The organism is Larkinella punicea, from assembly GCF_003334855.1.
Classification (GTDB): domain Bacteria; phylum Bacteroidota; class Bacteroidia; order Cytophagales; family Spirosomataceae; genus Larkinella; species Larkinella punicea.
Window position 1 is genome coordinate 75,971 of the sequence record NZ_QOWE01000023.1, and the last position, 26,480, is coordinate 102,450.

The 26,480-nt window shown below is 52.7% G+C and carries 23 protein-coding genes and 1 pseudogene; 15 read left to right on the forward strand and 9 right to left on the reverse strand.

The annotated features are described in order from the left end of the window. The first annotated feature begins 72 nt into the window (after window positions 1-72). The 4 genes and pseudogenes from DUE52_RS24340 to serS all read left to right on the forward strand — a co-directional run bounded on the left by DUE52_RS24340 (window position 73) and on the right by serS (window position 3,473). Entirely contained in the window at window positions 73-1,407 is a 1,335-nt protein-coding gene (locus DUE52_RS24340) for an aspartate kinase (protein WP_114408680.1), read from the forward strand. A gap of 88 nt (window positions 1,408-1,495) precedes the next feature. Further along, window positions 1,496-1,813 carry a nucleotidyltransferase domain-containing protein gene (locus DUE52_RS24345; protein WP_114408681.1) on the forward strand — a complete coding sequence of 106 codons (318 nt, stop codon included), beginning with the start codon at window positions 1,496-1,498 and terminating at the stop codon, window positions 1,811-1,813. 128 nt (window positions 1,814-1,941) lie between these two features. Continuing rightward, a pseudogene (locus DUE52_RS24350) lies at window positions 1,942-2,196 on the forward strand (HEPN domain-containing protein); the annotation flags it as partial. A 5-nt stretch (window positions 2,197-2,201) separates the two neighbouring features. Then, window positions 2,202-3,473 (forward strand): serine--tRNA ligase, encoded by a 1,272-nt coding sequence (gene serS, locus DUE52_RS24355; RefSeq protein ID WP_114408683.1) that lies wholly within the window; start codon window positions 2,202-2,204, stop codon window positions 3,471-3,473. Between the two features lie 41 nt (window positions 3,474-3,514). On the opposite strand, the gene surE is transcribed toward serS, so the two are convergent. Beyond that, the gene (gene surE, locus DUE52_RS24360; protein WP_114408684.1) at window positions 3,515-4,252 is read right to left on the reverse strand and encodes a 5'/3'-nucleotidase SurE; all 738 of its coding nucleotides are present in this window, start codon (window positions 4,250-4,252) and stop codon (window positions 3,515-3,517) included. A gap of 75 nt (window positions 4,253-4,327) precedes the next feature. Between surE and DUE52_RS24365 the strand changes: the two genes are divergently transcribed. Continuing rightward, window positions 4,328-5,230 carry a diacylglycerol/lipid kinase family protein gene (locus DUE52_RS24365; RefSeq protein WP_133299938.1) on the forward strand — a complete coding sequence of 301 codons (903 nt, stop codon included), beginning with the start codon at window positions 4,328-4,330 and terminating at the stop codon, window positions 5,228-5,230. A 24-nt stretch (window positions 5,231-5,254) separates the two neighbouring features. Here DUE52_RS24365 and DUE52_RS24370 read toward each other — a convergent pair whose 3' ends face one another. The 3 genes from DUE52_RS24370 to DUE52_RS24380 all read right to left on the reverse strand — a co-directional run bounded on the left by DUE52_RS24370 (window position 5,255) and on the right by DUE52_RS24380 (window position 10,009). After that, window positions 5,255-6,697 carry a TonB family protein gene (locus DUE52_RS24370; RefSeq protein ID WP_114408686.1) on the reverse strand — a complete coding sequence of 481 codons (1,443 nt, stop codon included), beginning with the start codon at window positions 6,695-6,697 and terminating at the stop codon, window positions 5,255-5,257. A gap of 50 nt (window positions 6,698-6,747) precedes the next feature. Next, window positions 6,748-8,214: a TonB family protein gene (locus DUE52_RS24375; protein ID WP_114408687.1), complete on the reverse strand. Its 1,467-nt coding sequence runs from the start codon at window positions 8,212-8,214 to the stop codon at window positions 6,748-6,750. A 64-nt stretch (window positions 8,215-8,278) separates the two neighbouring features. Further along, entirely contained in the window at window positions 8,279-10,009 is a 1,731-nt protein-coding gene (locus tag DUE52_RS24380; RefSeq protein WP_114408688.1) for a serine hydrolase, read from the reverse strand. Between the two features lie 164 nt (window positions 10,010-10,173). Between DUE52_RS24380 and DUE52_RS24385 the strand changes: the two genes are divergently transcribed. The 5 genes from DUE52_RS24385 to DUE52_RS24400 all read left to right on the forward strand — a co-directional run bounded on the left by DUE52_RS24385 (window position 10,174) and on the right by DUE52_RS24400 (window position 13,193). Further along, window positions 10,174-10,500 carry a hypothetical protein gene (locus DUE52_RS24385; RefSeq protein WP_133299939.1) on the forward strand — a complete coding sequence of 109 codons (327 nt, stop codon included), beginning with the start codon at window positions 10,174-10,176 and terminating at the stop codon, window positions 10,498-10,500. Further along, complete coding sequence (locus DUE52_RS24390) at window positions 10,497-11,168, forward strand: ATP-binding cassette domain-containing protein (RefSeq protein WP_114408690.1); 672 nt, start codon at window positions 10,497-10,499, stop codon at window positions 11,166-11,168. Before DUE52_RS24385 ends, DUE52_RS24390 begins: the two co-directional genes overlap by 4 nt. A gap of 76 nt (window positions 11,169-11,244) precedes the next feature. Further along, window positions 11,245-12,012 (forward strand): YHYH protein, encoded by a 768-nt coding sequence (locus tag DUE52_RS24395; RefSeq protein WP_114408691.1) that lies wholly within the window; start codon window positions 11,245-11,247, stop codon window positions 12,010-12,012. Between the two features lie 13 nt (window positions 12,013-12,025). Further along, window positions 12,026-12,586: a toxin-antitoxin system YwqK family antitoxin gene (locus DUE52_RS32505; RefSeq protein WP_165841021.1), complete on the forward strand. Its 561-nt coding sequence runs from the start codon at window positions 12,026-12,028 to the stop codon at window positions 12,584-12,586. After that, on the forward strand, window positions 12,492-13,193 hold the full coding sequence (locus DUE52_RS24400) for an SCO family protein (protein ID WP_165841022.1): 702 nt from the start codon (window positions 12,492-12,494) through the stop codon (window positions 13,191-13,193). The genes DUE52_RS32505 and DUE52_RS24400 overlap by 95 nt, the downstream gene beginning before the upstream one ends. Here DUE52_RS24400 and DUE52_RS24405 read toward each other — a convergent pair. Further along, entirely contained in the window at window positions 13,190-14,047 is an 858-nt protein-coding gene (locus tag DUE52_RS24405; RefSeq protein WP_229312291.1) for an outer membrane beta-barrel protein, read from the reverse strand. The genes DUE52_RS24400 and DUE52_RS24405 overlap by 4 nt on opposite strands. Before the next feature lie 74 nt (window positions 14,048-14,121). Between DUE52_RS24405 and gldB the strand changes: the two genes are divergently transcribed. From gldB to DUE52_RS24425, 4 genes are all read left to right on the forward strand, one after another. Continuing rightward, window positions 14,122-15,099, forward strand: coding sequence for a gliding motility lipoprotein GldB (gldB, locus tag DUE52_RS24410; protein WP_114408693.1), 978 nt, complete (start codon window positions 14,122-14,124; stop codon window positions 15,097-15,099). A 179-nt stretch (window positions 15,100-15,278) separates the two neighbouring features. Further along, window positions 15,279-17,093 carry an ABC transporter ATP-binding protein gene (locus tag DUE52_RS24415; protein WP_114408694.1) on the forward strand — a complete coding sequence of 605 codons (1,815 nt, stop codon included), beginning with the start codon at window positions 15,279-15,281 and terminating at the stop codon, window positions 17,091-17,093. Window positions 17,094-17,118: 25 nt separating this feature from the next. Then, the gene (locus tag DUE52_RS24420) at window positions 17,119-17,550 is read left to right on the forward strand and encodes a Fur family transcriptional regulator (protein ID WP_114408695.1); all 432 of its coding nucleotides are present in this window, start codon (window positions 17,119-17,121) and stop codon (window positions 17,548-17,550) included. After that, entirely contained in the window at window positions 17,550-19,358 is a 1,809-nt protein-coding gene (locus tag DUE52_RS24425; RefSeq protein WP_114408696.1) for a MutS-related protein, read from the forward strand. Before DUE52_RS24420 ends, DUE52_RS24425 begins: the two co-directional genes overlap by 1 nt. On the opposite strand, the gene DUE52_RS24430 is transcribed toward DUE52_RS24425, so the two are convergent. The 3 genes from DUE52_RS24430 to DUE52_RS24440 form a co-directional block, all read right to left on the reverse strand. Beyond that, window positions 19,355-20,569, reverse strand: coding sequence for an ATP-grasp domain-containing protein (locus DUE52_RS24430; protein ID WP_114408697.1), 1,215 nt, complete (start codon window positions 20,567-20,569; stop codon window positions 19,355-19,357). The two genes, DUE52_RS24425 and DUE52_RS24430, sit on opposite strands and share 4 nt — an antisense overlap. A 292-nt stretch (window positions 20,570-20,861) precedes the next feature. Beyond that, window positions 20,862-22,325, reverse strand: a complete 1,464-nt coding sequence (locus DUE52_RS24435) for a leucyl aminopeptidase family protein (RefSeq protein WP_114408698.1) — start codon at window positions 22,323-22,325, stop codon at window positions 20,862-20,864. Window positions 22,326-22,436: 111 nt separating this feature from the next. Further along, window positions 22,437-23,495, reverse strand: a complete 1,059-nt coding sequence (locus DUE52_RS24440; protein WP_114408699.1) for an alpha/beta hydrolase — start codon at window positions 23,493-23,495, stop codon at window positions 22,437-22,439. Window positions 23,496-23,660: 165 nt separating this feature from the next. Here DUE52_RS24440 and DUE52_RS24445 point away from each other — a divergent pair, with 165 nt between their 5' ends. Continuing rightward, window positions 23,661-25,295 (forward strand): carboxylesterase/lipase family protein, encoded by a 1,635-nt coding sequence (locus DUE52_RS24445; RefSeq protein WP_114408700.1) that lies wholly within the window; start codon window positions 23,661-23,663, stop codon window positions 25,293-25,295. A 535-nt stretch (window positions 25,296-25,830) separates the two neighbouring features. Here the strand turns inward: DUE52_RS24445 and tnpA are convergent. Then, a complete protein-coding gene (gene tnpA / locus DUE52_RS24450; protein ID WP_114408701.1) occupies window positions 25,831-26,292 on the reverse strand; it encodes an IS200/IS605 family transposase in 462 nt (153 codons plus the stop codon). Between the last annotated feature and the right edge of the window lie 188 nt (window positions 26,293-26,480).

Sequence of the window (26,480 nt, forward strand, 5' to 3'; positions counted from 1 at the left end):
ATAGCGTTCCCAAATTTTGGTCTTCGCGGAGCTATTCACTCATTCTATCATTCACTCATTCACTCATTAATTATGCAAGTCTGGAAATTTGGCGGAACATCCGTTGGCAAGCCCGAACGGATGCACTCGATTCGCAACCTGATTACCTCCGATGATCAGCAAAAAATCATCGTCCTGTCGGCCCTGTCCGGCACCACCAACGCCCTGTTGTCCATCGGCGAATCCCTGAAATCGGATCAGCCGGGCGAAGCGGCCGAGAAAATCGAGCACCTGAAGGCGCATTACGATTCGTTCGTTCGCGACTTGTACAAAACCAGCGAGGGATTGACGAAGGGACAGAAGATCATCGAAAACGAATTTTCGTTCATTCGGTCGCTGACGCGCATCAAGCCGTTTACGCTGAAACAGGAGAAAGAACTGGTGGCCGAAGGTGAGTTGCTGAGCACGCAAATCTTTCAGGCGTATCTGGAAGAACTGGAGCACGACTCCATTCTGCTGCCCGCGCTGGAGTTTATGCGAATCGACGCCGATGGCGAACCGGAACTGGATTATACGGAACGCAAATTACGGGAATTGCTGCGGGCGCACGGTGATAAAAAAATCATTGTGACGCAGGGATTCATCTGCCGGAATCCGCGCGGTGAAGTCGACAACCTGAAACGGGGTGGTTCGGACTACACGGCTTCGCTGATTGGCGGGGCCATTCGCGCTGACGAAATCCAGATCTGGACCGACATTGACGGCATGCACAACAACGACCCCCGGATTGTCAAGAAAACCTTCCCGATCCGGGCATTGACGTTTGAAGAAGCCGCTGAATTGGCCTATTTTGGCGCAAAAATCCTGCACCCGTCCACCATTACGCCGGCCAAAATGTTTGGCGTTCCGGTTCGGTTGAAAAATACGATGGACCCGACGGCGGAAGGAACGCTGATTGCCAACAAAACGTCCGATCAGGTGTTCAAAGCGATCGCGGCCAAAGACAGCATTACAGCGCTGTACATTCATTCGCTGCGGATGCTGAATGCCTACGGTTTTCTGCGCCGGATTTTTGAAGTGTTTGAAAAATACAAAACGCCGGTCGATCTGATCGCAACCTCGGAAGTATCGGTTTCGGTAACGATTGACAAAACAGACAACCTGACGGAACTGATGGCGGAGTTGCGGACGTTCTGCGAACTGGAAGAACCGGATTACGACCAGGCCATTATCTGTATTGTCGGTAATTTCAGTGCCGATCAGGCCGGAATTGCCCTGCAGGTTCTGAAAGCGATGGAAGGCATCCCGATCCGGATGATTTCGTACGGCGGTACCGAGCACAATATTTCGCTGCTCGTTCATGGTAGCTACAAAGCCGAAGCCCTGAATGCGCTGAACGAAGGACTTTTTGAACTGAAAGAAGCCTGAAAAGAGCAAAAGACCTGTAAGCCGGGCCGCCGGAGCGGTTTTAAAAACCTTACAGGTCTGGCTAATTTTGTCCCCAAACCGTTACGGCATGAACCGCCTTACCAATAAAGCATTTCTGCAAAAGGTCAAAGAATCGGTGCATTCGATTGATCCACAGGCTGATGTCTATCTGTTCGGTTCACGGGCGCGGGGTAATCATCGCAAGGATTCGGATTGGGACTTTTTGGTATTAACATCTGGAAAAGTGACAAGAGACTTAAAAAGTACGATCCGGGATCAGCTTTTTGAGCTAGAATTGGACGCTGAAAAAGTCATTAGCACAATTATTCGTTCCAAAGAGGAGTGGGATGATTATGAGGTGACTGATTTGTACCAAAACATAAAGGACGACGGCAGACAGTTATGAAGCAGACCAAGGAGGACATCGTTAAATACAGAGCCACAAAGTCTGCTGCAACATTAAAAGAGGCAGAAATTTTAATTACTGCTGAAAGTTGGAATGGAGTTGCGAACCGTCTGTAATATGCGGCATTTCAGATTGTAACCGCCTTAATGACTCAAGAAGGGATTCGAATAAAATCACATTCCGGAGCTAAGCATATGCTTGATCTTCATTTTGTTAAAACGGGCAAGTTATCAGTGGAGTTGGGTAAATTCTACGGCGACTTATTTAATGCTCGCCAAGGAAGCGATTATGAAGACTTTATCTACTTTACATCGGAAGCGATTATGCCACTTCTCGACAAAACAAACCAATTCATTATAGCTGTTAGAGCTTTATTGATCTAATTATCATGCTTTTACTTCCATTTATCCGCGATAATAAAGAAGCCACGCTGGCGGGGCTGAAAAAGAAACGGTTTGCCAATGCGGAAACCGCCGTCGAGCAGGTGCTGGCGTTCGATCAGCAACGGCGCGATGCCCAAAAAGAACTGGAAGACGTCCTGGCCCGCTCCAACGCCAAAGCCAAAGAAATCGGGGCTTTGATGAAAGGCGGTCAGAAAGCCGAAGCGGAGGCCGCCAAAGCCGAAACCGCCGAACTCAAAACGCGCTCTAAAGAACTGGAAGAAAGCCTGAAAACCGCCGAGCAGCAGTTGCAGGAGGTTTTGGTAACGTTGCCGAACCTGCCCCATAGCAGTGTTCCGGAAGGTCGTACGCCCGAGGACAATGAGGTGGTTTTACAGCACGGCGACATTCCGGTTTTGCATGAAGGCGCGTTGCCGCACTGGGAACTGATCAAAAAGTACGAGATCATCGATTTTGAACTGGGTAATAAAATCACCGGCGCCGGTTTTCCGGTCTACCGGGGAAAAGGCGCGCGGATTCAGCGGGCGATGATCAATTTCTTTCTGGACGAAGCCCTGAAAGCCGGTTACTTCGAGATCCAACCGCCGATTTTGATCAACGAAGATTCGGGGTTTGGTACGGGTCAGTTGCCCGACAAAGAAGGCCAGATGTATTTCGCCACGGAGGACAAACTGTACCTGATTCCAACGGCGGAAGTACCCATTACGAACCTCTACCGTGACGTCATTTTATCGGACGATCAATTACCGGTCAAAAACGTCGGCCACACGCCCTGTTTCCGGCGCGAAGCCGGTTCCTGGGGCGCACACGTCCGGGGTCTGAACCGATTGCACCAGTTTGATAAAGTGGAGATTGTGCAAATCCGCAAACCGGAAGAATCCTATCAGGCGCTGGAAGAGATGAGTCTGCACGTCCAGATGTTGTTGCAGAAACTGGAACTGCCCTACCGCGTTCTGCGGCTTTGCGGGGGCGATATGGGCTTTACGTCCGCGCTAACCTACGACATGGAAGTGTGGTCGGCGGCTCAGCAACGCTGGCTGGAAGTGAGTTCAGTATCCAATTTTGAAACCTATCAGTCCAACCGCCTGAAACTCCGCTCACGTGTTGAGGGGAAAACGCAATTACTGCATACCCTGAACGGTTCGGCCCTGGCATTGCCCCGGATTCTGGCGGCCATTCTGGAAAATAACCAGACGCCGGAAGGGGTTCGGATTCCGAAGGTGCTGGTGCCGTATTGCGGGTTTGAAGTCATTAACTAAGTGCATAGCTTCCGGCCAGCCGGAAGCTATGCACGCTTTTTCTAGACAATAGCGGGTTGCTCCAGTGCTTTCTGGAGCACTTTTTCGTCGGTTAGATCAAGCCGTAAGGGCGTGATGGACACGTATCCCTGATCCATTGCCCATCGATCGGTTCCTTCTTCGGCTGGTTCCAGCGGACTTACTGTAAACCAGTAATGTTTGCGGCCCATCGGGTCGATACCGGGTACAATCGTGCCATCGTATAGCCGAACCGACTGCCGGGTCCACCGGATTTCGGTCGGTTGCTGGGGGAAATTGACGTTGTAGAGCGACAACTCCGTATCTTTCAGTAACAACTCCAGCGTTTTAGCCACAAACGGTTCCAGTGCCTTGAAATCTGGTTCGGTTTTGCCAACCGGCGTACTGAAGGCAATTCCCTTGATGCCGAGCAAAACCGCCTGCTTGGCAGCCGCCAGCGTTCCCGAATGCCACATGGAGTTGCCCAGATTCGGCCCCATGTTGATCCCCGACAGCACCACATCGGTATGTCCCCACAAGTGCATTCCCAAAGCAACACAATCCGCAGGGGTGCCGTTGACGCGGTAGGCGTCGATGCCTTCAAACTTGATGGGTGACGTTTTATAGGAAAGCGGTCGGGAATGCGTGACCGCATGGCCCATTGACGATTGTTCTACATCGGGAGCGACAACCCGCACTTCTCCGAATCGGGAGGCTATTTGGGCCAGGGCCGCAATGCCCGGGCTGTAAATGCCGTCATCGTTGGTGATTAATATTCTCATGGCAGTACCATTTTGTCTTCTTATTCCAACAGAAAAACCGTTCGGGATGTTTACTGGAATATTCGAACGGACTTTATGAAAATTGCTCAGCTCTTACATAACCCCGGTGCCGGTGATGAGGAACATTCCCGAAAAGACCTCATGGCACTCATTGAATCGGAAGGATTTACGTGCCGGTATGCTTCAACGAAAAAAGACGATTGGAAAGAATTGAAATCCGATGTCGATTTCCTGGTCGTTGCGGGGGGAGACGGCACCGTGCGGAAGGTGGCCAAACGGCTTTTGACCCGAAAGCTGATTGAAAAACCGCTGCCGGTTGCGCTGCTGCCCAGCGGAACGGCCAACAACATTGCCGGAACCCTGAACATTCCGACCACCGATCCACGGCCCGTGGTTCAAAGCTGGCATACGGACCGGCGGAAAAAGTTCGATGTCGGGCTGGTGGAGGGGTTGCCCAAAAAGCAGTTTTTCCTGGAGGGAATCGGGTACGGCGTTTTTCCCCAACTGATGAAAGAAATGAAAGATCATCCGGTCAATTCGTCTGATTCACCGGAAGACAAGCTCCGTACAGCGCTGGAAATTCTCTCGAATATCGTTCAGACATACGAGGTCCAATCGTGTCGGATTGAAGTGGATGGCGTCGATTATTCGGGTGAATACTTGCTGGTCGAGGTAATGAACATTCGTTCCATCGGCCCCAATCTGGTGCTGGCTCCGGCCGCCGATCCCGGCGATGGATTATTCGAGGTGGTGCTGGTTTCGGAAAGCCAACGCGACGGGCTGGTGACCTACGTGCAGAATCGACTTCAGGGCGTTGAAGGCGACTATTGGGGAACGGCTCTGAAAGGAAAATCCATCCACATGCAGTGGGAAGATGTCGAAATGCACCTGGACGACCAATTGATCAAATCCAAAAAGCCCCGGTCGCTGCAAATGACGCTAAGCGAAGGACTTCTTTCTTTTTTAGGGGCTGGCTGATGGGATCAGCTAGCCCCTAACGTCTTATTCAAGAGCAAAATTGATCGGCAAGTTGTATTTGACCCGTACCCGCCGACCCCGGATGGAACCCGGTTTCCATTTGCCGTTGGAAGCTTTCACAACCCGCAACGCTTCTTTGTCGACGGTCGAATGGACGCTTTTGATGACATCGTAATTGCAAAGGCTACCGTCTTCGCAAACCACAAAACTGATAAAAACCTTACCCTGGATGTTGGATCGGGCAGCATATTCCGGGTAATGCAGGTTGGTGGATAAAAACCGCCCTAAACCGGATAGTCCGCCGTCAAATTCGGGGTGTTTTATGGGATTCTGATAGGCTACTGAATCCTGACCGTAATAAGCCACGCCGGAAACACACTTTCCGTTCTGATAGGACTCCCGATAAGCAAGCTTTCCATCGGCATAGTGCCCCTGCCAGGTGCCTTCTTTCCGCGTCTCTTTGACAGATCCGGTTTCGGTAATCCACCCATCATTTTGTCTGGATAAAAAACTGGCCTTCCCGTTGCCGTTCTGCACCACCTGGTTTCCGGCTACATCCCACTGACTCAACAACTGGTTATCTTCGCCCGTCATCGCAATTATTCTTCGCTCAGATACCTGCCGGAGCATCCCGTTCGGATACCATACCCATGTGCGGGTTTGATCTTTCTCCGGATATTCCGTAACCCGTTTCACCATCCCGTTTGGATAATAATGAGCCGATTCTCCCACGCGCTGGCCTGTTGCGTATTGTTCGCGCGACAGGAGGGTTCCATCCGGGTAAAATGAATAAATCGTGCCGTCGAGTTGGAGGAGTATATCTTTGATAACCAAGCGATACCCATTGATGGAGTCCGGTAAAGCCGGGTCGTCTTCATTCGTGAAGGTATGCGGTTTTCTTTCGAACGTATTTTCGAGTGCCTTTTGCCATTTAGCACCTTCCCGTTTAGAAAAAACCGGATTGCCATTGGGAATACCCATTGTATCGACGGGTGTCACAAGCCGAAAGAGAGCCTGGGTTTCATCACCGGTTTGTTCGCCGTCGTTTGTATAGTAAGCGGTTCTGGCTCCGGGCTCGCTTTTTGCCAGACTGGGCGCAAACCGAACCGGATACGTAAACTGCTGGCGGACCGGCTGGCCACCTTTCAGGGCCGGTTTCCAGGCTTTGAACAGACTCAGAACCCGCATGGCTTCCCGGTCGCAATCGGGGCGGAGGCTGCGGAGTGTTTTCACTTCCGAAACCGTGCCATTGGGTTCAACCACACCCGACAAAATGACGATACCTTTGATCCGGCTCACTTCGGCCGAATACGGCATTCGCCGGTTGACATCGATAAACTTTTCCAGCAGTGCGATACCGCCAATAGGCCGGGCGGCCGAATCGACTTCAAACTCTTTGTAAGCGGTCTGGGCGCTAACTGCCAGCGATGATACCAGCAAAACCAGAACGTAAAAACAACGTTTCATAGGTGGATGTGGGAATTTTGGCACTCAATTTATAAAAATCATCACCAATTTCAGTTTGCGAGAAAAAGTATTTTTTGTCCCGTAAAATAGATTGCCAGGGCATAGTTTACTTTCACTGTACGACCTTGCTGAACACCGGGTGTCCACTTTCCACTGGTAGCCTTCACAACCCGTACCGCTTCTTCATGGGTGCCGTGTCCAATGCCTCTCAAAACCGTAACATCGTCCACATTGCCTTCGGTATCGACCACGAAGCTCACCGTTACTCTACCCTGAATACCGGCGCGGGAAGCCTCCGCCGGATACTGAATGTTCGTAATCAGAAACTTGGCGAGTGCTGTCAAACCGCCCTGAAATTCGGGTGGGTGACTCAGTTCATTATACGTTATGATCTCACCATTTTCTTTGTAAAATTTGCCGGACATAAACTTGCCATTTTTATAGATTTCCCGATAAAATAACGGTCCATCCTGAAACCGGCCAGTCCACTCGCCCTCTTTATAGCTGTTTTTCAAGGCACCCCGTTCCCGAAACATTCTACCGTCTCTTTGGGAGATCTCGCTAGCGATTCCAGTTCCATCGACAACCGTGGGCGTGCCGGTCGAATCCCACTGGTTGATCAGCCGGTAATAACCATACGCCTGGACGTCAAATTCGTGCAAAGCAATTTGATAAAGCTGCCCGTTCGGATACCAAAGCCACTGCATGAAGGTATGATTTTGAGTGCGTTCTTCCAGGCGTTTAACTATCCCATCCCGGCCATAATAGTATGATGATCTGATGCGTCTTCCATCGCTGTACGGCTCCGTCTCAAGTAATCTCCCGTCGGTTAGGAATGCGTAATGAATATCTTGATTAGCCCCCGTTTTATCCACAATTTTCAACCGGTAGGCATCTGCTGAATCGGTCTGAGCCGGATTATCATAATTGAAGTGAGTGAAAGGTTCTTTTCTGAACTGAAGCCGTTCAAATTCTTTCCAGTTTTTGCCGGACTTCTGATAAACAACCGGACTTCCGCTGGGATAACCAAGCGAGTCGACCGGTATTCTCAGTTGATATTTTGCTTTTGCTCTATTTATAGTTAAATCCCCTTTGTGATTGAAATACCGGATTGTCTGATCGGGTTTACACTCCCACTCGCCTGGGGTAAACCGAATCGTATACGTAAGCTCCTGCCGAACCGGTTTCCCGTCTTTCAAGGCCGGTTTCCAGGCTTTGAATAGACTCAGAACCCGAATAGCTTCCCGGTCGCAATCGGGGTGGAGGCTGCGGAGTGCCCTGGCTGCCGAAACCGTGCCGTTGGGTTCCACAATCGCCGATAAAATAACAACTCCTTTTGTCTGGCTCACCTCAGCCGCGTACGGCATACGCCGATTGACGTTGATGAATTTTTCGAGCAACGGCAATCCGCCAATGGGTCGCGCGATGGAGTCAACTTCGTACTCTTTGTAAATCGTCTGGGCGCGAACCGCCAACGACATTAACAGCCCAAACAGGACGTAGAAGCAACGTTTCATGGGTGGATATGGAAATTCAGCACCCAATTTATGAAGAGAAATGTCAATAACTTCCTTTTGTCATCTATTTGCCCGTCATGGGCGGTTTTCCGGTGCCGAAATCATCGGGCAGTCGTTGAAACCACAGATTGCGAACCCGCCCGTTCGACATCCGGATGCCCACAATCTGCTCCGCCGGGTTGCGAATCACATCGATGGTCTGCACATACCACCAGGGAACCTGCAAACGATCCTTTGTCACGGCGTTTATAGTGACTTCGCCGTGGTGGACATGCCTTAGTTTCAGCGTATCGTCCTTCTGAATGATGGTATAAATGGTTTCCAGTTCCGGGCTGTAGTATTTGCCGGTCAGTTGCTTTTTCTGCTCCGCGGTAGCCTCAAACGGTTTGACCCGTTTTCCCGGATGATTGCCATTCTGGATAAGCGTTATTTGGCTCACTTTTCCGGTTTGCTGGCGATGAAAGACTACTTTGGCGTCCACGACTTTTAAAAAGAACGTGGTGTCGGACGACGGAAATAGCTCGGCCTGAGGCTGCCCCGTGGCCTGCGTGAAATACCGGTTGCCCTCCCGCTTGAACGATAGAATAAAACCGGGTGCTTCGGAAAGCTCATACTCACCGGCATAGGTATCGAAGAGCGCGGGGTCGATGGCATGCACGTTGGCGGGAGTCGAAGCCGTCGGGGCTTTCACCACTTGATCCGTTTTCAACTGCGAAGCCAGATAAATATCGGCCAGCTCGAAGGTTTTTTTGGCCGGATCAAACTCGGCCTGGTTGCTCAACACGATAAAACCGTAGTCTTCTTTCGGAAAATAGCACAGAAAGGACCGAAAACCGGCGTCGCTGCCACCGTGATTGATGTGCGACAATCCTTTGTACTTGCCATGCAGGAGCGCAAAAGCATAGGGCAGGGTGTCGCCTTTGGTAAGCCGCCCCCGTTCCAGCATCTGTGTCATGGTGGCCTGATTGCCGACGACGGGCGAGCGGAAATTGTCAATCCAGCGCGCCAGATCGTTTACCGTCGTGAATAAACTGGTGGCTCCGGCGTTGGCGTAACTCAGCACACTTTTTTTGTAGGCATTCGGCCCGTCGCCTTTGGAAAACGAATACGCCCGGCCTTTGACAATGCGTTCATGATCGTCGTAGAACAGGGAGTTCTTCATGCCCAGCGGCTTGAAAACGCGCGCTTGCATCCACTCCCGAAACGGTTGTTTCGTTACGCGGGCGATGATTTCACCCAGTAATGTATACCCCGTATTGCAATAGGCGTAGGCCGAACCAGGCTCAAAATTCAGTTCCTGCTGCCGTTTGACGAGGTTGAAGACCTGTTCTTTGGTGATGACGTCGTCCAGTTGCCAACCCGCCATCGCCAGCAGATTCCACTGGTCGCGCAATCCGCTGGTGTGGTGGATGAGGTGCCGGATGGTTATTTTTTTGCCAAAGTCGGGCACTTCCGGCAGGTAGTTGTGAATGTCATCGTCCAGCGATAGTTTGCCTTCCTGCGCCAGCAGCACAATCCCGAAGGCCGTAAACTGTTTCGACAAAGAAGCCACGTGGATAATGGTTTCCGGGCCAATCGGCGCCCCGGTTTCCACGTCGGCTTCACCAAATCCTTTCGCATAAATCAGCTTCCCCTGATGCACGACCCCGACAGCGGCTCCGGGGCTACCGGCTTTTTTCCATTCCCGGAAAAGCGAATCGGCCCGGGCCGCCAGTTTGGGCGATTGGGCCAGGGTGAATGAACTAGAAAGAACGAGCAGGATCAAGGAGGAGAGGAGTTGGAGGTGCGGCTTCATAGGCTGGCTATTTTTGGCAAATTAAGCATTTGTTTGGCAAAAAACAGAAGGAGCGCACTGTTTTAAACGCCGTTCGCCGGGCCTTTTTTTGGTCGCTGTTAAAGTTTGTTAAGGCATTCCGACAGGTCGTAGAATTCCGCTATTTTGCCCAAAATCAGCTTCGTATGCGCCTTTTAAAATTACAGGCCATTTTCCTCTTTTACCGAACGTTTTGGGTATTCAGCAACGCCGTAACCGTGGGTTTGATCGGCGTGAGTCTGATGCGAATAAGGGATTACTTCCCGCTTTTTCTGGTTTATTTTCTTTGGTTCAAGCTGCTTTCCGAGGTGGCGGTCTGGTATCTGGTACGGAAAAATTACCAACCACGGTTCTGGTTTTACCACAATCTGGGTTTGTCAGAAACCGCGTTGTTCGCTGGGGCTTTTGCAATCGATCTGCTGATCGCCTTTCTGCTGATCGGCCTGGCGTATCAACTCATGCGCTTTCTATGAACCGCCAACCCTCTGTGTTGGAAGCAGACGGAATCTGGCTGCAATTCGGCGGTCGGAAAATTCTCCAGAGTGTTTACATCAAACTGCAAACCGGGCACCTGACGGGTTTGCTGGGTCGCAACGGGAGCGGCAAATCCTGTCTCCTGAAAAGCATGATGGGCCTGATGCCGACCGAAACCCGGTCCGTAAGAGTCGATGGTCACTATCTTGACAAACCGTATCAGCGGCCTGATGTGATCCGCTATCTGCCCCAGCATTCGTTCGTTCCGCCCTCGTTGACCATCCGGGCCGCTTTCGAGTGGTACGGCGTAAACCTGGACGAAATCGCCGGAGACTATCCAACCATAGCTGCCCTGAAAAACCAGCGGATGGGCCGTTTGTCGGGGGGCGAAAAGCGGCTGGCGGAGATTTTGCTGGTCCTGAAATCCGACACGGTTTTTGTCTTGCTGGATGAACCTTTCTCACACCTGATGCCGGTTCAGATTGAGCAGCTACACGCGACGATCCGGCAGGAATCCCAACGCAAAGGCATTCTTTTGTCCGATCATCTCTATCGCTCCGTGCTGGAGCTCAGCGATTCCGTCTACTTTCTCAATACCGGAGGACGGACCATCCGGCTGGCGTCGCCGGAACAGGATTTGAAAGACCGGGGCTATCTGGGGTCGTGATGAAAAGTTTTTGCCGGAAAAATGTGCCTTTGGCGATTCCGCGCGTCTAAAGAAAAAGCCTTCCGCAAACTGACCGATGAGAAAAAAAAACCTGGCCGTCTTCCTGACGGGCCTGATTCTGCTAACCGCTGCCGGAATAATCGTTTCCTGCCAGAATGATCCTGATCCCGAGTCCGAAATTATTTTGACGGACGTGCCGGAGGTGTATCAAAAAATCTACGGTGCCACCAGCGTCACGCGTTCCGGCGAATACGTAACGATCAAAACAACGGGCATTCCCGACCATAAAAGCCCGTATTTTCAGAATACCCGCTGGGCCACGACGCAATACGAAGCCTATACCGGGACCAATACCGCCTGGAAGCAGAATCCGAACAAAATCGTGTCCTTTAGCTATACCTTCCGGTTGCCGGTTTCGCCGAAAGAAGCGACCACCAAGTCGGCGACAGCGGGCGGCCCCATTGGTGTTTCGCTCAACGGTGTTCCGTTCTTCAACCAATATGCCGCCATGCAGGCTCCGCTTACGGATGAAATCAACGGCTTCGATCAATACAACGGCCACCCCGCCCAGGCTGGGGATTACCACTACCACGCCGAACCAACCTTTCTGACAGCCAACAAAGGCAAAGAAGCCCTGCTGGGTTTCCTGCTCGACGGTTTTCCGGTCTACGGTCCCGTTGAAAATGGCAAAACCGTCACAAACAGTGATCTGGATAAATACCACGGCCATTCACACGCGACAGCGGATTATCCCAAAGGCATTTACCATTACCACATCACGGCCACCGATCCCTACATCAACGGCAACGACTATTATGGGACGCCGGGGACGTATACCAAATAACCGGGTTGCGCTGTTGGCTGTTGCCCTTCTGGGACTGGCTTCGTGCGCGGATTTGACCACCCAAAACCGGTTGGTTATGAACCGCGATACGGCCACTGTGTCCGTGAAAAATGGACGGTATTACCTGAATGAAAAACCGTTTACCGGCCAGTTCTACCAACTGAACGAGTGGGCAGATACGGTTTTTCTTGGCACCTACCGGAACGGACTGGAACACGGCATTCAGAAGACCTGGTATGCGAAAGGGCGGTTGCGGGAGGTTCGGCTTTTTGACCAGGGAGAAAAAGAAGGCCGGCATATCGGCTATTGGGAAAATGGGAACAAGCGGTTTGATTACCTGTTTGAGCAGGATTTATGGAGCGGTGTTCAGCACGAATGGCACGCCAACGGGCGGCTGTTCAAACAATCACAGTATCAGGCGGGCTACGAACGGGGGCTGCAACGGGTTTGGGACACCGACGGTACCCTCCTTGCGAATTATGACGCCCGAAACGGCCGGAATTACGGGAATATTGGCCGGAAAAACTGCCAGTCGAGTTGGCAGAACGATTCGGTTCGGGGGGCTACTGAGTAGCCTGTGGCTGGCGGGTTGTTCAAAACCGGATGGCGTTCCGTATTACCACACGGCCGATTTTACGCCCATCTGGACAACGAACCAAAACCAGATCGACACCCTGCATACGGTTTTTCCTTTTCGGCTGACCGACCAGTTTGGCGATACGATCACGGAACAAACCGTTGCGAACACGGTTTACCTCACCAACTTTTTCTTTACGGCCTGCCCGTCCATTTGTCCGAAAATGATGGAAACCGTGCGCGTCGTCTATGATCATTACCAGGGCAATCCGGCGGTGAAATTCCTGTCGCATAGCGTGACGCCCGAGCGGGATAGCGTCGCCGTTTTGAAGCAATACGCCGACCGGAAAGGCATCGGGGGGCATCAGTGGCATTTAGTAACCGGTAAACGAAAATCGATCAATACCGTAGCGCGTCTGAGTTATTTTGTGGAGAAAGAGCAGGGGTTTCTCGCCGATTCCGCCCGGTTTTTACACTCCGAGAATCTGATTCTGGTCGATCAACGGGGTCACATTCGTGGACTCTACAACGGCACGCTGGCTGTGGAAGCCGACCGCATCATTCAGGACATTGACTGGTTGCTGAAAGAAAACCGGAACCGTTAGAATTTCAGCCCCAGATCCAGCGAAACGACGTGGTTTTTTGAAACCAGATCGCGCGCCCGGGCCACATCCGTCAATCCGCGCTGGTAGCTGACGCCCATGATCAAAGCCTGACTCTGGTTCAGGCGGTACTGAATGCCTGTTCCGAGCAACAGGCTAAGACTGCCCCGGCTATACTGACGGCTGTAGTTACCACCATCTTCGGCATTCTGAAACAGGGCGTTATGCACAGAATCGAGCGGTTTTTCGGCCAGTTTGATGTTGATCAAACCACCGGTCTGAATGTAGAAACGGGCGTTGGGAAACAGGTTGTTGGCGTACATTTTAACCGCCAAAGGCAATTGGATATACTGCAAATTATAGGAAGAATGCTGAAGTTTGGCACCGGGGTCCCACACCGTCTGCCCGAATTGCCCCGGAATCCGATACCCCGACCGCTGAATCGTATACCAGATGCCGGAACTGAGTGAATACCGGTCTTTAAAAAAGAAATAATCGATGCTGGGACCGATGCTCATGCGCAGGGCGGCCCCGTTGTCACGGAACCCTGCATACGAATTGAAGCCTTCGGCGGTATTGAGTGTCACCGAAGGGGCTACGCGAAAACTCATTTCGATCAGCTTTTGCGGGGGCGCATAGTCGATTTCTTCCTCCTGAATCCGGCGAAATACCTTCTCTGTTTCGCGACTGGGGCGGTTTTGGGTGTTGGTCCGGCGGTTATTTTTTCGGGGTGCCGGTTGTCCCCAACCGTCGTCATCGGCCGTTTTGTTCGATTTATTGGGCTCCTGCACCGTTACCCGGCCCTGACTATGGGCGTTCCCCACCAAGCCCAAAAGCAGAACGACTACCGCAATCATCTGCCCGGAACACCGGTTTGAACCCAACTTTTTCATAAATTTGTATGTTTCCAAGAGAACGCCCATTAGGAAGGATGAAGATTTCACCCATTGTTTTTTGCTTAGTAAGTATACTCATTTTCAATGCGTGTTCCAAAACCGAGGAACTGGTAACGATTGAACGGCCGGAACAGACGCTTTTTGGCTCCCGAAAGCCGGAAGCCATCCGCGCGTGGCTGGACGATCACAAAGATATTGCTCAAGTCTATTTCGGAACCACCACCTTCGGCAAGGATACGGCTCTGGTGAACGAATTGCTCAAACGAGTTAACGATAAGGAGCTTGACGTATTGTATAAGCAGGTTAATGCGGAGTTTGGAACGCTCGGCGACGTGCAGGATCAACTGTCGGAAGCCTTCAACCGAATGCACGAAAACTTCCCGGATTTCAGGCCGCCGAGGGTCGTTACGATGGTCTCCGGTTTCATGGGGCCGGATCTGATCATCAGCGACTCGCTGGTGGTGATTGGATTGGATTATTTTGCGGGACCCGAGGCCAAATACCGCCCCAAAGGATTACCGGCCTATATTTTACGGCGGTATCAGAAAGCATTCATTGTGCCAACCGTCCTCTTTGCGCTGTCTGAACGGTTTAACAAGACCAATCAGCAGGACCAGACCTTGCTGGCCGACATGGTTTATTACGGGAAAAGCTACGTGTTCACGAAAACCATGCTGCCCTCTACACCCGACAGCCTCATCATCGGCTACACCGACCAGCAACTGACGCAGACCAACAACGTTCAGGAGGATATCTGGGCCTATTTCATCGACGCCCAGTTGCTGTATGAAGTGAGTCCGGCCATTAAAAACCGGTACCTGAGCGAACGGCCTTTTACGGCCGAAATCAGCTCAAAAAGCCCCGGAGCGATTGGCCGCTGGCTGGGCTGGCGGATTGTCAGGAAATATTATGACGAAAAAGAACCCGGTATTAAAGCGCTGATGGACAACGCGAACGCCCGGCAGATTTTTGAGCAATCCGGCTACAAAGGATTCAAAGACGACAAGGAGTAAAATAAAATGATCGGTTCGCCGACTTTACAGGAAAATACTTTCGCTTTTTGCCCCTAAATCCCCTAAAGGGGACTTTTAGCATCCGGGTTAAGCCGCGTCCAAGTCCCCTTTAGGGGATTTAGGGGCAAAAAGCGAAAGTGTAACAGAATTATCAGACGTAAGTCCTAAGGAAAAAAAGAATGGCAAAGAGAGGAAGGGGTTCTGACGAGAACGAAGAAGATAAAAAAGTGAAGGTGAACCGGGATGCGCTGAAAAAATCGTTGCGGCTGTTCCGGTTTATCAAACCCTATAAGGGCTATTTCATCACGGGGTTGGTATTCCTGTTGCTGTCGTCGGCCACCACGCTGGTGTTCCCGAAACTGCTGGGCGATATTCTGAAAGTGGTCGAAAATAAGCTGTCGGCGGGTTCACTGAACGAGTTGACGCTGCTTTTGTTCGGGTTGCTGGTGATTCAATCGGCGTTTTCGTTTGCGCGGGTCTACCTGTTCGCGCAGGTGAGCGAGCGGTCGATGGCCGATGTTCGGCGGGCGGTTTACAAGAAAATTGTGACCCTGCCGATTTTCTTCTTCGAACAACGGCGCGTCGGCGAACTGACCAGCCGCATTTCATCGGACGTCACCCAGTTGCAGGACGTGTTATCGACCACGCTGGCCGAGTTTCTCCGCCAGATCATTACGTTACTGGCTGGGGTAGCCCTCATTTCCTTCACGTCGCTAAAACTGACCGGATTCATGCTGGCCACGGTGCCGGTGGTGATCGTGGCGGCTATTTTCTTCGGTAGATTTATTCGTAAACTGTCGCGGAAAGCGCAGGACGAACTGGCCCAGGCCAACGTCGTGGTAGAAGAAACGCTGCAATCGGTCAGTGTGGTGAAAGCCTTCACGAACGAACCGTATGAAGTCCGGCGGTATTCGACGGCGCTCGATAAAGTGGTGCAGAACTCACTTCGGGTGGCGAATTACCGGGGCGGTTTTGTGTCGTTCATCGTTTTTGCGCTGTTTGGCGGCATTGTCGGCGTGGTTTGGTACGGTGCCCAACTCATGCTGGCGGGCGAACTGACGTTTGCACAACTGGTAACATTTGTCATTTATACCATGTACATCGGCGGGGCCGTCGGCGGTTTGGGCGACCTATACGCCCAGATTCAGCGGACAATTGGGGCCTCGGAACGGATTCTGGACATTCTGGAAGAACAATCGGAAGTGGAGCTGCCCGAGACGGAGCCGATTCAACTGGGCATTCCGTTGCAGGGCGACATCCGGTTCCGCAACATTCATTTCTCATACCCATCGCGCCCCGACGTCGAAGTGCTGAAAGGCGTTTCGCTGGAGGTTCCGGCGGGTCATAAAATTGCGCTGGTGGGCCAGAGTGGGGCCGGTAAATCGACCATTGTGCAGTTGCTGTTGCGGTATTATGCCACGACGGGTGGCTCGATCACCATTGATGGGCGACCCATTCAGGACATCGACATCCGGTATTTGCGCCAGAATATTGCCGTCGTGCCGCAGGAAGTGATTCTGTTTGGCGGGACGATTCTCGAAAATATCTCGTACGGAAAACCGGGTGCGACCGACGCCGAGGTGATGGAAGCCGCCCGAAAAGCTAATGCGCTGGACTTTATCGAATCGTTTCCCGAAAAATTCCAGACGATTGTGGGCGAGCGGGGCGTTAAACTCTCAGGAGGTCAGCGGCAACGGATCGCCATTGCCCGGGCCATTCTGAAAGACCCGGCCATTCTGATTCTGGACGAAGCCACCAGTTCGCTCGATGCCGAGTCGGAACGGCTGGTACAGGAAGCTTTGGATGTGCTGATGCAAAACCGCACGACCGTCATCATCGCGCACCGGCTGGCAACCATTCGGAAGGTGGACACCATCTACGTGATCCGCGAAGGGCAGATCACCGAAACCGGTACGCACGACGAACTGAGCACGCTGGAAGACGGTTTGTACGCGAATTTGGTTAAATTACAGTTTGAAACGACGGATAGTTAATGAGCCACACCGGCTTTTTAAGCGTATGAACACTGCCATTAAACAGACTTTGAATGACTTTCACCTGCGGCATACCAGTTGTCGGGAGGAGGTTCTGGATACGTTCTTTACCGCCAATTATGCCCTGGCGCACCACGATATTGAAGAAAGCCTGAAAGACGACTTCGACCGGGTGACGATTTACCGGACGCTCAAAACGTTTGTCGACAAAGGCATTCTGCACAAAGTGCTGGACGACGAAGGCGGGTTGAAATACGCCCTCTGCCGCGAAGCCTGCGCCCACGATCACCACCACCACGACCACGTTCACTTCAAGTGTGAACAGTGTGGACAAACGACCTGTCTGGAAAATACCCTGATTCCGGCGGTCAGCTTACCCTCCGGATATAGTCGCAAAGAAACCAATCTATTGATTCAGGGCGTGTGTTCGCTTTGTAATAAAAATATCGCGTTGTAATGCCCCATTCGATTTTTGCGGAACGTGAAACCCGGTTTTTACAGGAAGAACTGAAAGCCCGTGCGGGCTACAACCGCCTTTCCATCATCCGGGTAATCTGGTTTGTTGGCGTGGCTTTTCTGGCCTGGTTTTTAATGGATCGCGGGCATGACGGTCTGGCCATCGGCGTTGGGTTGGTGGGCATTATCGGTTTTCTGGTGTTGTTGAAACGTCATCAGGCCGTTCAGCGCCGACGCGATCGCGTCCGCTGGCTGGCCTTCATCAACCGCGACGAAACCGCCCGGCTGGAGCGCAAATTCCTGCGCCCGGAAACCGGCCTTGAGTTTGCCGACGCCAACCATCCCTATGCCGGTGATCTCGATATTTTCGGCAATCATTCCATTTTCCGATTGCTAAACCGGACGTATACCTACGAAGGGAGCCGTAAACTGGCGGCTTATCTGCGGTCGCCCGTTCCCGTCGACGAGGTATTGCTTCGTCAGGATGCCGTGGCCGAATTGCGGCCCCTGCTCGACTGGCGACAGGAACTGGCGGCTTTGGCGTACCTCAATCCGTCCGTTGGCGAATCTCCGCAGGCCCTGAAAAACTGGGCGACCAAACCGACCGAACCGCTGCCGGTGTATTTAACCATCGCCCGCTGGCTTTTTCCTGCCATCACGCTGACCTTGCTGGTGCTTTGGATGACCGGTTATTTGCCGGGCTGGGCCGTCACCGCTTCGCTGCTGGTGCATGGGGTGTTGCTGGGGCAGGCGGCTGAACTGGCGAAAAATGTGAGCGAACAGACCTTTGCGATGTCGCAGGCCCTGAAAACGTACCACGATTTGTTGAAGCACCTCGAAAATCCGCGCTTTGAATCGGCTATTTTGCACCGGTTGCAGGCCGTGACGAATCTTGAAAACCGGTCGGCAGCGGCTGCCATTGGCAAGCTGAGCCAATTGGTGGAGAACCTCAATTTTCGCCGGAATCCGTATTTCTTTCTGCTCGTCGGTATTTTTACCCTTTGGGATATTCACTATTTGCAGGCCCTCGACCGCTGGCAGCGCACCTACGGCCCACACCTGAACGATTGGCTCGATGCACTGGCCGAAGCCGAAGCCTTGAACAGCCTGGCGGGTCTGGCCTACGCCCATCCTGAATACGCCGTTCCGGAGTTTAGAGAGGAATCGCTGCAACTCGATGCGCAGCAGGCCCGGCATCCGATGTTGATGGCCAACAAAGGCGTTGCCAACTCGCTGAAAATCGACGGGAACGGGCAAACGATTCTGATTACCGGTTCGAACATGTCGGGGAAAAGCACGTTTCTCCGGACGATTGGCACCAACGTCGTGCTGGCCCTGGCGGGTTCGGTGGTGGCGGCAGAAAAGCTGATTTGTTCACCGGTGCAGGTGTTTACGAGCATGCGGACGCAGGATTCGCTGGAAGAAAATACCTCGTCGTTCTACGCCGAACTGAAACGCCTGAAAACGCTCATCGACCGAACGCGCCAAACGTCCAACTGGCCGGTTTTATATTTTCTGGACGAAATTCTGAAAGGCACCAACTCCGCCGACCGCCACCGGGGGGCGCGGGCGTTGATTCTCCAACTGCACGAAACCTCGGCCTCCGGTTTTGTGTCCACCCACGATGTCGAGCTGGGCGAACTGGCGGCCGCGCACCCGTTTGTCCACAATTACAGTTTTCGGTCCGACGTGATCGATGGAAAACTGCACTTCGATTACCAGTTGCAAACCGGCGTTTGCCGGAGCTTCAACGCCAGCCAATTAATGGAATCCATTGGCATTGAAATGCACAAGTTTCAGGAGGATTAATTCGTCGGTTTGTCGGGAACGGGCGCCGACGCGTGGTATTCCTGATAAATCCTTGCCATGTAGTTGTCGAGGAGTTGCAAAACCCGCTCGCGGTTGGGCGATTGGACGATGAAACCGACGTGGTGTTCCTTGTTCATGCGCCACTGGATTTCGCTGTCCGTAAAACCGTCGGTGTTGGGCCACGGCTGGCGGGCGAGCGAAATAATCAGCCCGGCATAGTGGTGTTGAACGTCCGGTAATTCATACGGTTTATCCCGCGCCATGGCAGATTCGAGTTTAGCCCATTCGGCCCAAAGGTTGACGCCCGACGAGATTTCGACCAGTTCGGCAATGTTGGCCCCACCCACGCGCGACGACGTTTCCAGAAAATAATATTCCCCATCGTGATCACCCCGGATGTATTCAGAATGCGAGGCACTCGACTGCATCCGAAATGCTTTCAAAACCGCATCATTCAGTTCATACAGACTCTGGGCTTCGTCGGAGTCAAAGGGTAAAATAGCCGTTCGGAAAACGCCCCCGCCGTGGGCCACGTCCATCGGCGTAGCCAGATATTGACTGGCGCGGGTGAAAATCGTTTTCCCATTTTGCGACAGCGAATCGACGTGAAAAACGCGACCCGGTTTGAACTGCTCGATCAAAAACGTGTGCCGCAGGTCGCCCAGCGAGTGAATCACCTGCCAGGCTTCGTCCAGCGAATGCACTTTTCTGATCCCGGTCGCCGATGCTTCGGCCCGCGGTTTGATGAGCCAGGGCGCTTCCGTATTTCGCAGAAAGTCGGTGATGGTTTCGTCGTGAAACAGACTGCTGAACGCCGGAACCCGGATGCCATCGGCAGCCGCCCGCATCCGCATGGCCAGTTTATCCCGAAAAAACCGGGCTGTGGTTTGCCCCATACCGGGAATACGGAACGTTTCGCGCACCAGGGCGGCTTTTTCAACGTCAAAATCATCCATCGCCACCACCCGATCGATTTGATGCGATCGCATCGTATGCGCCAGTCCGTTAATCATCACATCCAGATTCTGCGACGAATTATCCTGCGACGGCAAATAAAAGAATTCGTCGACAGCCTCCCGCGGCCACGGATGATCGGCCAGTTTCTCGTAAGTCAGCAGATACACGGTGTTGCCCGCTTCCTTGCAGGCTTTCAGGAAAGCTTCGCCTTTGAAATACGTTGAGATGCAGAGAAAGGACAGTTTCTGGCTCATGAAGATGGGATGGTTGTTGATGATTGAATGGTTATAATGATTGTTTGGTGGTTGAATGGTTGATAATTAGCCCACGGTTTTAACCGTGGGGCGCGTGATGGAAGTGCCCGGTTTATCAACCGTTTTAACGGTTTTGGAGCGCTTAAACCGTTGAAACGGTTCATCGTCAATTTCGCGATTTCTTTTCCCCGGATTTTAATCCGGGGCTATTTTTTCACGATGCCCCTTACCAATCTAACCATTTTTAACAATTTAGCCATCAAAACCATTTTAACCATCAAACCATCTATTATTAACCATTTCTTAAAAAATCAATCAACAGCCGAATCCCAAAACCGGTTGCGTTCTTCTGCGTTCCAAATTCTGTATCGGTGAACGCCATGCCCGCGATGTCCAGGTGCGCCCAGGCGGGATGGGCTTCCGTGAAGACTTCCAGAAATTTGGCGGCACTGATGGCACCGGCCAGCGGTTTTCCACTGAAGTTTTTCAGGTCGGCCACATCCGATAGAATGTCTTCTTTGTAGACATCCCAGAGCGGCAGCGGCCACAACCGTTCGCCGGTTTGGGTAGCGGATTTGAGGAGTTGGCTGGTCAAATCGTCGTTGTTGCTGAACAAACCGGCGGCATGATACCCCAGCGTGCCGATGACACTGCCCGTTAACGTTGCGAGGTCGATCAGGACGTCGGGTTGGAAATTACGGACCATGTAACCCAGGCCGTCGGCCAGAATGATGCGGCCTTCTGCGTCGGTGTCGATCACTTCGATGGTTTTTCCGAGGTAGGAGCCAATGACGTCGCCGGGTTTGGTCGCGTGGCCGTCGACCATGTTTTCCGTTGCCGGAATAATACCGATGAGGTGAACCGGCAATCGGAGTTTGGCGGCTATTTCCATCGTTCCCAAAACCGCTGCCGCCCCGCCCATGTCGCTCTTCATCAGGTGCATCCCGGTCGACGGTTTGATAGAAATACCGCCCGTATCGAACGTAACACCTTTGCCCACCAGTCCCACTTTTTTAGCGTCCGGTAGATTGTCGGGTTTGTATTCCGCGATGATGAAAACCGGTGGATGTTCGCTGCCTTTGTTGACGCTCAACAGAGCCAAAAGTCCTTGTCGCTCGATTTCGGCCTTGTCGAAAACCGTCACCGAATAACCGTGTTGTCGGCCCGAAGCAATGGCCCAGTCGGCCAGGACTTGCGGAATTTTGTAGTTGGACGGCGAATTCATCAGATCCAGCATCTGGCGATGCGTGGCCGCAATGGCTTCTGCGCGATGGAGAACTTCTTCGGCGATACCCTGCTGTTGATCAGCGATATAGATTTCCAGAACTCCTTCTTCCGAATAAAACTCAGTGGTTTTGGGTTTATCCGTACTGTGCAGTTTCAGGTCATAACCACCCCAGCGAATGCCCAGCACCACGCTTTCGATGACATCGGCATCAAAACCGCTCAGATCGACGCCGACGGTTGGGGTCAGTCGGTCTTTCTGGCGGAAAAACAACTCCCGAAACGCCCGCAGCCAGATCATGGCCGTGAGTTCTTTTCCCAAACCCAGCAGATACGTTTTTCGGCCTTCGGATTGATAGAGCAGAAGGACTTCCCGGAAGTCGGCTTTGAAATCGTGCTGCAAAGCCGCCGGTGTCAGGTTAAACCGGTTGGCCAGGGCGTTCAGCACTTCCGGTAAATCATCGGTTTGCTGAATCGGTAGAATGAGCGTGTCGGCAGACAGCGGCTGGGTGGTCGTGAGTTGGATTTGCATAGTAAGGAATAATGCCCCTAATCCCCTAAAGGGGACTAAAACACGGTTAATCTGGATGTTAAAGTCCCCTTTAGGGGATTAGGTGTATTTGAACAATAACAAAGGTAACGATCAAAAAAACAACCACTCTACGGCCTGTGGAAATTCCCGGCCCCAGCGGCTTTCGGTGTGTTTTCCTTTTGGATCGACGGATCGATGGATTTTCAGGTTTGAGCTGCTTTTTTGCCGCAACAAGGATTCCTGCAAACGCTGCATGGCCGGAACCATGTAAGCCGACTCCTGTTTCCCGCCGTACAGATACACTTTCGTTGGTTCGGGATGATAAAACCGCAGCGCGTCGGCGTACACTTTGGGAGCCGCCCAAAGCGAAGGCGAGAAAACCAGTAGCTTTCCGAAGGTCGACGGATGCAGCAAACCGGCGTAAACGGTAATTAAACCGCCCATCGAACTGCCGCCCATACCGGTGTGAGTTCGGTCGGGCAAGGTACGATACCGGGCGTCGATGTGCGGTTTTAGCGTGTGAACGATAAAGTCGAGGTAATGATGTCCTTTTCCATCGGCCAGCCGGGTGTTGTAGGGCAGAAATTCCGCAACACGTTCGCTGTCACCGTGGTCGATGGCGACGATGATGATTTTTTGATGATGCCGGTGCGCCAGAATCGCCAGTTTCTGGTCGATGGTCCAGTTGCCAAACGACGAGCCTTCGCCAAACAGATTTTGCCCGTCGTTCAAATACAAAACCGGGTAATGGGTGTTGGAGGTGTTGTAATCGTGGGGCAGCAACACCCGAATCCGGCGCGTCGTATCGAGTTGCGGAGCGTCAAATGCGTCGCTGACCAGGCTGATTTTGGGCAGAAAAGCCGGATTGAACGGCAGGCCAAACCATCGCCAGTGAGGAACCATATCCCGGCGGGTGCCGATCTGGCGACGGGAAACCCGGTTCGGCACGCCTTCGCCAGCCGCGCTTAGTTCCACCGAATCCCAGCTTCCGCGCGTGTATTTGTATTCCAGCGGAGCAAGTCCGGCGGGAAGTTCGATGCAGTACTTCCCCGGCCCGGTTTTCGTCAGTTGAAACCGCTCCACATCCGGATACCACTGGCAAAACGGCCCGGAGATAAATACCGGTCGGTCGTCGTCGGGGGTGGTGAGTTCAAAGCGGATGGAAGCCATGCAGGGTTGATCTAATCAAGGTCTTTGCGCCCTGCCGTTGTAAAGGTTGGCGTAAATCTCTATTATTGTTCACAAAATGAGACAATAAAAGATTCGCTTATTCCTAAGTCGTGTGCTTTGGATGGATGCTTTGCAAGTTCTCATTTTTATACGAAACGAAACACTATGAAAACCTTTTTAATCCTGACGGTATTGACGATTCAGGTAGCCGAGATGGCAAATGCGCAATTGAACAAGACGCCCCCGCAAGCCAAAACCGCCAACGGCGTGGTCGAGGGTATTACTGAACCCAGTGGAATCCGGGCTTTTAAAGGCATTCCGTTTGCCCAGCCGCCGGTTGGTGAGTTACGCTGGAAAGAACCGCAGCCGGTCAAAAACTGGCAGGGCGTCCGGAAAACCACTCAGTTTGGACCCCGGGCCATGCAACGCGCGGTTTTCGGCGATATGGGATTCCGGTCGAATGGCATGAGTGAGGATTGCCTGTACCTGAACGTGTGGACGCCCGCGAAGTCGGACAAGGAGAAACTGCCGGTTCTGGTGTATTTCTACGGGGGCGGTTTTATTGCGGGTGACGGTTCGGAAGGTCGTTACGACGGCGAGAGCATGGCAACCAAGGGCATGGTGGCCCTGACGGTCAACTACCGGCTCGACGTGTTTGGTTTTATGGCGCATCCCGAGTTGACGAAAGAGTCAGCCCATCAGTCGTCGGGGAATTATGCGTATCTGGACATGGCTGCGGCTTTGCGATGGGTGCAGCAAAACATTGCGGCTTTTGGCGGTGACCCCAAACGGGTGACCATTGCCGGGGAGTCGGCGGGGTCGATTGCGGTGAGCGGCCTGATGGCGTCGCCTTTGTCGAAAGGCCTGATTGCCGGAGCCATTGGCGAAAGCGGTTCGTTGCTGGGCGGGTTGCCACCGGTTCCACTGGCGAAAGGCGAAGAAGCCGGAGCGGCTTTTGCGAAGGGCGTAGGCGCCAGTTCCCTGGCGGATCTACGGGCCATGCCGGCAGAAAAACTGCTCGAAGCCACGGGCAAACCCGGCACGCCCCGGTTCAGCGCGACGGTGGACGGGTATTTCTTCCCGAAACCGCCGATGGAAATTTTTGCCGCTGGCGAACAGGCGCAGGTGCCGCTGCTGGCGGGCTGGAATTCGGAGGAGATGAACGCCCGGGCGGTGTTGGGACAGGAAAAACCGACGCCCGAAGGCTATGCCAATGCCGTGAAACGACTCTACAACGACCGCGCCGAGGAGGTGTTGAAACTGTATCCCGGCTCGACGGAAGAAGAAGTGCTGGAATCGGCGACGGCGCTGGCCGGCGACCGTTTTCTGGCCTACAGCACCTGGAAATGGGCGGATTTGCAGAGCAAAACGGGCGGTGGTAAACCGGTGTACCGGTATTATTATTCACGTCCGCGTCCGGCGATGGTACCCGAAATGGGCAATGCCGCTCCCGGTCTGGCGGGTGGCGTCGTGAAGTCGACGGATGCCAATGCGGTGAAAGTGCCGCCCGCGCGGGGGGCGGTCCATTCGGCCGAGATCGAATATGCGATGGGGAACCTGCCGAAAAACAAGGTTTACGCCTGGACACCCGATGATTACAAAGTGTCCGACGTGATGCAGAAGTATTTCGCTAATTTCGTCAAAACCGGGAATCCGAACGGTTCCGGGTTACCCAACTGGCCCGCCATCAACAGCGGCAACAGCGTGCAGTTTATGCAAATTGACGTGAACACCCGCCTGGAGACGGAGAAAAACCGGGCGCGGTATCTGTTTTTAGATCCGTATTATACGAAGCAGTAGGTTTCGGAATTGTTATTGGGTGAAAGCGGGGGCGGTTCTTTGGGAACTGGCCCCTGTTTTTTTGGAAAGGGTTAGGGTAGTGATAAACCCCTGAAAAACCGTAGACTACTAACAGACCAATGTTGAATCGCCTATTCTAAGAAGACATTTGTACTAGGAACTAAATTCCACAGTGGTAAACCAACTAGCAGGCGAGGAAACTATGAATCAGTATTTTTCATATTAGGGGTCGATCCGTGGCGTTATTGTCAAGGTAAATTATAGCAGGATAAATCTATCGAAAAGCCGGGACTGTTGTGCCGCTTTTTTGCGCCGTCAGGCGCTGAACAGCGTAGCGTCGGTAGCCGATTCGGTTATTCCCCGTCCTCCCCGTGTGCCGTCAGGCACACAACCGGCTGATTGATGGGAATTTGTTGCGTGCCTCACGGCACGCGGGAGCGTTGGGAGAATCGGCGTTGCTACCGACGCTGCGCTGTTACGTCCCTTCGGGACAAATGGTTGGGCTCGTTCCTGGTTATTACTTTGGGGTGAATTCTCATTCTAACGGCTTGAACAAATACCGTTCGTCATAGTCGACGTCGAACGCATCCAAAAATCGGCGGTATTCGTCTAAAAACGTTCGGGTTCGGTGGTGTTCTTCCTGGTTTTCAATGTAGTGAATGACGGCGGGTAGCTGGCTTTTGCCGTACGAAAATGCGCCGTAACCTTCCTGCCAGGCAAATCGGTTGGCCGTCAGGCGGTTTTCATTGATCCATTTTGACGAGTCCTGTTTGAGTTGCTGCATCAAATTGGATAATGATTGAGTCGGGCGCATCCCCATTAACAGGTGAACGTGATCGGGCATGCCGTTGATGGCGAGGAGTTTGTGCGTATGGTTGTGGATGATGCCCGTCATATAATGGTATAGTTTGTATTTCCACGATGGCGAAATGACGGCGGTTCGGTGTTTCACCGCAAAGACCAAATGCAGGTGAATTTGGGTGTAGGTGTTTGGCATGGTGGTGTAAAAGTTTTGTCCCTACGGGACACCGGGCGGAGCGGGGACAATTGTTTCTACCGACGCCTTCGGCTGTTGTATCCCTACGGGATGATAAATGATGGGAATGTTTTTGTTTCTACCGACGCCTTCGGCTGTTGTATCCCTACGGGATGATAAATGATGGGAATGTTTTTGTTTCTACCGAC

What these genes read in the sequence shown, in the direction of transcription:
- DUE52_RS24340 (WP_114408680.1), top strand. Translation starts at nt 73, where the DNA reads ATGCAAGTCTGGAAATTTGGCGGAACATCCGTTGGCAAGCCCGAACGG.
- DUE52_RS24345 (WP_114408681.1), top strand. Translation starts at nt 1,496, where the DNA reads ATGAACCGCCTTACCAATAAAGCATTTCTGCAAAAGGTCAAAGAATCG.
- serS (WP_114408683.1), top strand. Translation starts at nt 2,202, where the DNA reads ATGCTTTTACTTCCATTTATCCGCGATAATAAAGAAGCCACGCTGGCG.
- surE (WP_114408684.1), bottom strand. Translation starts at nt 4,252, where the DNA reads ATGAGAATATTAATCACCAACGATGACGGCATTTACAGCCCGGGCATT.
- DUE52_RS24365 (WP_133299938.1), top strand. Translation starts at nt 4,328, where the DNA reads ATGAAAATTGCTCAGCTCTTACATAACCCCGGTGCCGGTGATGAGGAA.
- DUE52_RS24370 (WP_114408686.1), bottom strand. Translation starts at nt 6,697, where the DNA reads ATGAAACGTTGTTTTTACGTTCTGGTTTTGCTGGTATCATCGCTGGCA.
- DUE52_RS24375 (WP_114408687.1), bottom strand. Translation starts at nt 8,214, where the DNA reads ATGAAACGTTGCTTCTACGTCCTGTTTGGGCTGTTAATGTCGTTGGCG.
- DUE52_RS24380 (WP_114408688.1), bottom strand. Translation starts at nt 10,009, where the DNA reads ATGAAGCCGCACCTCCAACTCCTCTCCTCCTTGATCCTGCTCGTTCTT.
- DUE52_RS24385 (WP_133299939.1), top strand. Translation starts at nt 10,174, where the DNA reads ATGCGCCTTTTAAAATTACAGGCCATTTTCCTCTTTTACCGAACGTTT.
- DUE52_RS24390 (WP_114408690.1), top strand. Translation starts at nt 10,497, where the DNA reads ATGAACCGCCAACCCTCTGTGTTGGAAGCAGACGGAATCTGGCTGCAA.
- DUE52_RS24395 (WP_114408691.1), top strand. Translation starts at nt 11,245, where the DNA reads ATGAGAAAAAAAAACCTGGCCGTCTTCCTGACGGGCCTGATTCTGCTA.
- DUE52_RS24400 (WP_165841022.1), top strand. Translation starts at nt 12,492, where the DNA reads ATGACGCCCGAAACGGCCGGAATTACGGGAATATTGGCCGGAAAAACT.
- DUE52_RS24405 (WP_229312291.1), bottom strand. Translation starts at nt 14,047, where the DNA reads ATGATTGCGGTAGTCGTTCTGCTTTTGGGCTTGGTGGGGAACGCCCAT.
- gldB (WP_114408693.1), top strand. Translation starts at nt 14,122, where the DNA reads ATGAAGATTTCACCCATTGTTTTTTGCTTAGTAAGTATACTCATTTTC.
- DUE52_RS24415 (WP_114408694.1), top strand. Translation starts at nt 15,279, where the DNA reads ATGGCAAAGAGAGGAAGGGGTTCTGACGAGAACGAAGAAGATAAAAAA.
- DUE52_RS24420 (WP_114408695.1), top strand. Translation starts at nt 17,119, where the DNA reads ATGAACACTGCCATTAAACAGACTTTGAATGACTTTCACCTGCGGCAT.
- DUE52_RS24425 (WP_114408696.1), top strand. Translation starts at nt 17,550, where the DNA reads ATGCCCCATTCGATTTTTGCGGAACGTGAAACCCGGTTTTTACAGGAA.
- DUE52_RS24430 (WP_114408697.1), bottom strand. Translation starts at nt 20,569, where the DNA reads ATGAGCCAGAAACTGTCCTTTCTCTGCATCTCAACGTATTTCAAAGGC.
- DUE52_RS24435 (WP_114408698.1), bottom strand. Translation starts at nt 22,325, where the DNA reads ATGCAAATCCAACTCACGACCACCCAGCCGCTGTCTGCCGACACGCTC.
- DUE52_RS24440 (WP_114408699.1), bottom strand. Translation starts at nt 23,495, where the DNA reads ATGGCTTCCATCCGCTTTGAACTCACCACCCCCGACGACGACCGACCG.
- DUE52_RS24445 (WP_114408700.1), top strand. Translation starts at nt 23,661, where the DNA reads ATGAAAACCTTTTTAATCCTGACGGTATTGACGATTCAGGTAGCCGAG.
- tnpA (WP_114408701.1), bottom strand. Translation starts at nt 26,292, where the DNA reads ATGCCAAACACCTACACCCAAATTCACCTGCATTTGGTCTTTGCGGTG.